At 74.5% G+C, this 6469-nt stretch carries 4 protein-coding genes; all 4 read right to left on the bottom strand.

Translation table 11 applies throughout. The features are described 5' to 3' along the window. Positions 1-116 precede the first annotated feature (116 nt). The 4 genes from mraY to ACLQ2W_RS20245 are packed head-to-tail and all read right to left on the bottom strand — an operon-like array spanning position 117 to position 6469. Positions 117-1244 (bottom strand): phospho-N-acetylmuramoyl-pentapeptide-transferase, encoded by a 1128-nt coding sequence (mraY, locus tag ACLQ2W_RS20260; protein WP_343445943.1) that lies wholly within the window; start codon positions 1242-1244, stop codon positions 117-119. Further along, a complete protein-coding gene (locus ACLQ2W_RS20255; protein WP_425787758.1) occupies positions 1241-2650 on the bottom strand; it encodes a UDP-N-acetylmuramoyl-tripeptide--D-alanyl-D-alanine ligase in 1410 nt (469 codons plus the stop codon). Before ACLQ2W_RS20255 ends, mraY begins: the two co-directional genes overlap by 4 nt. After that, positions 2647-4209, bottom strand: a complete 1563-nt coding sequence (locus tag ACLQ2W_RS20250; protein WP_425787757.1) for a UDP-N-acetylmuramoyl-L-alanyl-D-glutamate--2,6-diaminopimelate ligase — start codon at positions 4207-4209, stop codon at positions 2647-2649. Before ACLQ2W_RS20250 ends, ACLQ2W_RS20255 begins: the two co-directional genes overlap by 4 nt. A 52-nt stretch (positions 4210-4261) precedes the next feature. After that, positions 4262-6469 (bottom strand): peptidoglycan D,D-transpeptidase FtsI family protein, encoded by a 2208-nt coding sequence (locus ACLQ2W_RS20245; RefSeq protein WP_425787756.1) that lies wholly within the window; start codon positions 6467-6469, stop codon positions 4262-4264.

Raw genomic sequence — 6469 nt, 5'->3', positions numbered from 1 at the left:
AAGCAGGGCGGCGCGCCCCCCCCCCCCGTGGCGCACCCCCCGGGTGGGGGTGGCGGAGCCTATGGCGGGGCCCCCTTTTAACAGACGTCTGTTAAAAGGGGGCCCCTCCTTCACACCTAGCTCACCGCGGCGAGGAACTCGCTGTAGAACAGGCCCAGCGCGATGGCCACACCGATGCCGGCGATGATCCAGAACCGGACCACGATGTTGACCTCGCTCCAGCCGGCCAGCTCGAAGTGGTGCTGGAGCGGCGACATCCGGAACACCCGCTTGCCGGTGGTCCGGAACGAGATGATCTGGATGACCACGGACATCGTGATGATCACGAACAGACCGCCCAGGATCGGCAGCAGCAGGATCGTCCGGGTGGACATCGCCATGCCGGCGATCAGGCCGCCCAGCCCCAGCGCGCCGGTGTCGCCCATGAAGATCCGGGCCGGCGAGGTGTTCCACCAGAGGAAGCCGACGCAGGCGCCGGCCGCCGCGCCGGCGATCAGCGCGATCTCCAGCGGGTCACGCACCGTGTAGCAGTACGCCTCGGTGTAGTTCGGGTCCGCGCACCAGTGCCGGTACTGCCAGAACGCGATCAGCGCGTACGCGGCGAGCACCATCACCGAGGCGCCGGTGGCCAGGCCGTCCAGGCCGTCGGTGAGGTTGACGCCGTTGGTCGCCGCCATCACCACCATGATGATCACGATGACCGCACCGATCTTGCCGATCTCCAGCGCCGGGATGTCCCGGATGAAGCTCAGCGTGGTGCTGCCCACCGTCGCGGTGTTGGTCGCGTTGCCGCTGACGTCGGTCATGCTCGACGGGAAGTAGAGCGCCACCACGCCGAAGACCGCGCCGACCAGGATCTGCCCGGCCAGCTTGCCGCGCTTGTTCAGGCCGCCGCTGTGCCGCTTGCGGACCTTCAGGAAGTCGTCGATGAAGCCGACCGCGCCGGAGAACACCATCAGCCCCAGCAGCACCAGCGCCGTGATGGTCGGCTCGACCTGCGCGATCTGCGCGTCCGGCAGCGTGGTCAGGGCCAGGTGCCCGGCGACGTACGCGATGACGGTGGCCAGGATGAAGACCACGCCGCCCATCGTCGGCGTGCCCTTCTTGCCCTCGTTGCTGGCCAGCCCGAGGTTCGACCGGATCGGCTGGCCGGCCTTCAGCCGGGCGAACACCTTGATCGCGATCGGGGTGCAGAACAGCGAGATCAGGAACGCGACGCCGATGGCGACGATGACCGCCCTCATGCGGCGCCGCCCTCCGTCGCCGTCTCCCGGGGGTCCGCGCGCAGCGCGTCGGCCACGTCCCAGGTCCGGTACCGGGAGCCCTTCACCAGCACCACGTCCGACGGACGCAGCTCGCTCCGCAGCACCTCGACGGCCGCCGCCTGATCGGTGAGCAGCACCGACTCTCCTCCCCAGTTGCCTACCGCTGTCGCGCCCTCGTGGATCGGCGCCGCCGGCTCGCCCACCACGAGCAGCCGGTCGATTCCCAGCTCGGCCGCGAGCCGGCCGACCTGCTGGTGTCCCTCCCGTTCGAAGTCGCCCAGCTCGGCCATGTAGCCGAGCACCGCGACCGTACGCCCCTCGCCGCGCATGCTGGCCAACGCCCGCAGCGCCACGCCGGTGGAGGCCGGGTTGGCGTTGTACGAGTCGTCGATCACGACCACGCCGTCGGGGCGTTCGAACACGTCCATCCGGCGCGTGGAGACCAGGCCCAGCTCGCCCAGCGCCGCCGCCAGCTCGGTCAGCGGCAGGCCCAGCTCGCGGGCGACCGCCGCGGCGGCCAGCGAGTTCGACACCTGGTGCCGGCCGGTCAGCCCGAGCCGCACCGACGCGCTGCCCTCCGGGGTAACGAGGGTGTACGACGGCCGGCCCCGCCCGTCCAGCGTCACGTCCACCGCGCGCACGTCGGCGTGCGCCGACTCGCCGTACCGGACCACCCGGGCCGCGGTCCGGGCCGCCATCGCGTCGACCCGCGGGTCGTCGGCGTTCAGCACCGCCAGCCCGTCCGCGGGCAGCGCCTCGACCAGCTCCCCCTTGGCCAGCGCGATGGCGTCGACCGAGCCGAACTCACCCAGGTGCGCCACCCCGACGTTGAGCACCACCGAGATCCGCGGCGGCACCACGTCGCACAGGTAGCGGACGTGCCCGACGCCCCGGGCGCCCTTCTCCATCACCAGGTAGCGGGTCTCCGGGGTGGCCTGCAACGCCGTGTACGGGTGACCCAGCTCGTTGTTGAACGAGCCGGGCGGCGCCACGGTCGGGCCGAGCCGGACCGCGAGCTGGGCGATCAGGTCCTTGGTGGTGGTCTTCCCGGACGAGCCGGTCAACCCGATCACGGTCAGTCCGGGCAGCCGGTCGACCACCACGCGGGCCAGCCGGCCCAGCGCGTCGAGCGCGTCGTCGACAAGCACCATCGGCACACCCGGCAGCTCGCGGGAGCCGAGCACGGCGACCGCGCCGGCGTCCACCGCCCCGGCCGCGTAGTCGTGGCCGTCCACCCGCTCGCCGGGGAACGCCACGAAGAGCCCACCGGCGGTCACCTTGCGGGAGTCGAACTCCACCATGCCGGTGACCCGGGCGTCCGGGGCGGCCCCGGCCAGCCGGCCACCGACCGCGGCGGCCACCTCGGCCAGCGTCAGCGGGATCATCGGCCACCCACCAGGTCCCCGAAGCGGGCCCGCAGCGCCGCCGCCAGCTCCACCCGGTCGTCGAACGGCAGCACCTCGCCGCCGATCTCCTGGCCGCGCTCCTGCCCCTTGCCCAGCACCGCCACCACGTCACCCGGTTCGGCCACCCGGACCGCCTCCTCGATCGCCGCCCGCCGGCCGGGCACCTCGATGACGCGGGCCGGGGCGGCCGCCGCGTACGCGCCGGCCAGCACCTCGGCCCGGATGGTGGCCGGGTCCTCGGTCCGCGGGTTGTCGTCGGTCACCAGCACCACGTCGGCGCCCCGGGCGGCCACCTCGCCCATCACCGGCCGCTTGCCCCGGTCCCGGTCGCCGCCGGCGCCGAGCACGCAGACCAGTCGCCCACCGGTGAGCCCGCGCAGCGCCGTCAGCACCGCCTCGATCGCGTTCGCCTTGTGCGCGTAGTCGACCACGCCGCGCACCGGGGCGTCGCCGCTGACCAGTTCCAGCCGGCCGGGCACGCCGCCGCAGGCGGCCACGCCGCGCGCCGCGGTGTCCGGGTCGACGCCGGCCGCGACCAGCGTGGCGACGGCCAGCAGCGCGTTGGCCACGTTGTGCCGGCCGGGCAGCGCCACGCCGGTGGGCAGCGCCACCGCGTCCGGGCCGTGCAGCGTGAAGTGTTGCGCGTACCCCTCGCCGGAGACCTGGTCGGCCCACCAGGTCGCGCCCCGGTCGCCGGCCGCCGAGTAGGTCACCGTGCCGGGCTTGTGGAGCGGGCGCAGCGCCGGGTCGTCGTGGTTGAGCACCTCGACCCGGCAGCGCCCGTCGAAGAGCCGGGCCTTGGCGGCGAAGTAGTCCGCCTCGTCGGCGTGGAAGTCGAGGTGGTCGGAGCCGAAGTTGGTGTAGCCGCCGACGTCGAACCGGACGCCGCCGACCCGGCCCATCACGAGCGCGTGGCTGGACACCTCCATCACCACGGCGTCCACGCCGCGCTCCCGCGCCACGGCGAGCATGGCGTGCAGGTCGGTGGCCTCCGGGGTGGTCCGGACGCTGTCCACCACCAGATCGCCGAGGCGGGTCTCCACGGTGCCGATCAGGCCGGTGACGTGCCCGGCGGCGCGCAGCCCGGACTCGATCAGGTAGCTGGTGGAGGTCTTGCCGGCGGTGCCGGTCACGCCGATCACGGTCAGCCCGGCGGTCGGGTCGCCGTAGATGGTGGCGGCGACCGTGCCGAGCACCCCGCGGGCGTCGTCGACGACCAGCACGGGCAGGCCGGCGTCGGCGGCCAGCGGCACGCCGGCCGGATCGGTCAGCACGGCCACCGCGCCGGCGGCGGCCGCGGCGGCGGTGAACTCCGCGCCGTGCCGGCGGGAGCCGGGCAGGGCGGCGTACAGGTCACCGGGGCGGACCTCGTGGCTGGCGTGGGTCACCCCGGTGACGGCCAACTCGGCGGCCCCCGGAGGCGGGACCACGGCCAGCAGGTCGGCGAGGTCGCCGAGCCGGACGGGGAGCACGGTGGCGGGACGTGGATTGCCGGGCACGGCGTCAGACCCTACCCGGTCGTCCGGTTCCGACCGCACAGCCGCCCCGGTGGTTCGTCGCCACCCACCGATGATGTCGCGCCCGGCCCGCTCAGCGCGGAAAGACCTCGAACTTCGGCGACTTGTCGGTCAGCGACGGCGGCACCCGGTAGTGCCGGAGCGTGAAGCCCATCATCTCCCGGAACGCCGGCGCGGCGACCGCGCCGCCCCCGCCGTCGGGGCTCCAGACGAAGACCGCCACCACGTAGCGCGGCTTCTCCGCCGGGGCCATCCCGATGAACGAGCCGACCTCGCCGGGCTGCTGCTTGCCGTTGTCGTAGCGCAGGCCGGTGCCGGTCTTGCCGGCCACCCGGTAGCCCGGCACGGCGGCGGCCAGGCCGGTGGCCCGCCCGTCCGGGCCGTCGACAGTGGTGACCGCCTCCAGCATCCGGCGCAGCGCGGCGGCGTTGGCCGGGCTGAGCACCGAGCGGGACGCCGGGGCGGCGCCCGGCGTCCGCGTGCCGTCCGGCCCGATGGTCTCCTTGATCAGGTGCGGCTGCACGTACGTCCCGTTGTTGGCGACCGCGTTGTACGCGGCGGCCATCTGCAACGGCGTGGCGTCCACGCTGTGCCCGATCGGCACCGACCCGTAGGCCGACCCGCTCCACTGGTCGGCCGGGAGGATCCGGCCCGGCGCCTCGCCCGGCAGGCCCTCACCGGTCGGCTGGCCCAGCCCGAACCGCTTCTGGTAGTCGATCAGCCGGTCCCTGCCGAGCTTCTCGGCGATCTCGATGGTGCCCACGTTGGACGAGAACGCGAGCATGCCGGGGATGCTCATGGTGCGCCCGTTCGCCGGGTGGGTGTCGCGGAACGGGACCCCGCCCCGGACGATCGTGTTCGCCACCGGGAACGTGGTGTTCGGCGTGATCACGCCCTCCTGGAGCGCGGCGCCGTAGGTGATCGCCTTGTGGATCGAGCCCGGGTCCACCACGAAGCTGGTGGCCGCGTCGTCCCGGTCGGCCGGCGAGTTGACCTTCGTGGGGTCGGCCGCGTCGTAGGTGGGCTGGCTGGCCTGGGCCAGCACCTCACCGGTCGGGACGTCCATGATCACGGCGGCGGCGACGCTGCCCTTCACCTGGGCGACCTGCTTGGCCAGGATCCGCTGCGTCATGAACTGGAGGTCCCGGTCCAGGGTGAGCTGCAACGAGCTGCCCGGCCTCGGCTGGGTGGTGCTGCTGTAGCCGCCCGGGATGGGCGCGGCCAGGTCGCCCTGGCCCACCTCGTACGTCCGCTTGCCGGCCTGGCCGCGCAGCAGGTCGTCGTACTTGGCCTCCAGGCCCTCCAGGCCGTTCATGTCCTGGCTGACGAAGCCGAGCAGGTTGGCGGCCAGGTCGCCGCCGGGCACCTCGCGCCGCTCGTCGCGGTGCACGTCGATGCCGGCCAGGTCGAGCGCCATGATCTGCTTCGCGGTGCCGATCTCGACGCCCCGGGCCAGGTAGACGAACTGGAGGTCGGTGTCGGTGCCGGGCAGCTTGCTCGGCTTCATCCTGTCGGCCAGGTCGGAGGCCGGCACGCCGAGCAGCGGGGACAACGCCCGCGCGGTGGCGAACCGGTCCTTGACCCGGGTCGGGTCGGCGAAGACGTACCGGGCCTCCACGCTGTGTGCCAGCGGCTCGCCGGTGCGGTCGAGGATGGCGCCGCGCGGGGCCGGCAGCTCGACCACGGCGAGCCGCTTGGGCAGGCCGCCGTCGGCGTACGCCGGGGTGTCCACGGTCTGGAGGTAGACCAGCCGCACGCCGATGCTGGCGAACAGCGTCAGCGCCAGCACGGTGGCGAGCCGCAGCCGCCGGCGCGGGTCGCCCAGCCGGGGCGGGCGACGTGGCTTGCGGACCGGTCGGCGGGCCGCCGGCCGACGCGGGCCGGGCCGGCGGCGCGGCGGCGCGTCCTCCTCGTCGTCGAACGGCTCCCCGACCGGGCGGGCCGAGACGGTCCGCACCACGCCGGCGCGCCCACCGGCCGCCGTCGCCCGGCGACCGGCGCGGGCGCCCTCGCCGGAGGCGGCCGGCTCCCGGCGGCCGGCCCGCCCGGCCCGGCCGCCGTCGAGCACCTGCAACGCCGGCCGGAACGGGTCACCGGACCGGGTGCTGCGGGGGGTACGCCGCTGTTCCGCGCCGCCCTCGCGGATGGTCCGGCCGCGCGGGGTGTACGCCCGCGCGTCGGAGATCCCGCCGACGCCCGGCTCACGCGGCTCGGCCCCACGCGACGAGCCGCGCCGGGAGCCCGTGGGGTCCCGGCGCGGTTCGTCCGATCTCGGCGGCAC

Origin of the sequence: Micromonospora sp. DT227, assembly GCF_049841835.1 — a bacterium.
GTDB lineage: Bacteria > Actinomycetota > Actinomycetes > Mycobacteriales > Micromonosporaceae > Micromonospora.
The sequence above is the reverse complement of the archived record's forward strand: the minus strand, read 5'-3'. Positions and strand labels throughout refer to the sequence as shown.

Coding starts and splice junctions, on each gene's coding strand:
- mraY (WP_343445943.1), bottom strand. CDS start 1,244: ATGAGGGCGGTCATCGTCGCCATCGGCGTCGCGTTCCTGATCTCGCTG.
- ACLQ2W_RS20255 (WP_425787758.1), bottom strand. CDS start 2,650: ATGATCCCGCTGACGCTGGCCGAGGTGGCCGCCGCGGTCGGTGGCCGG.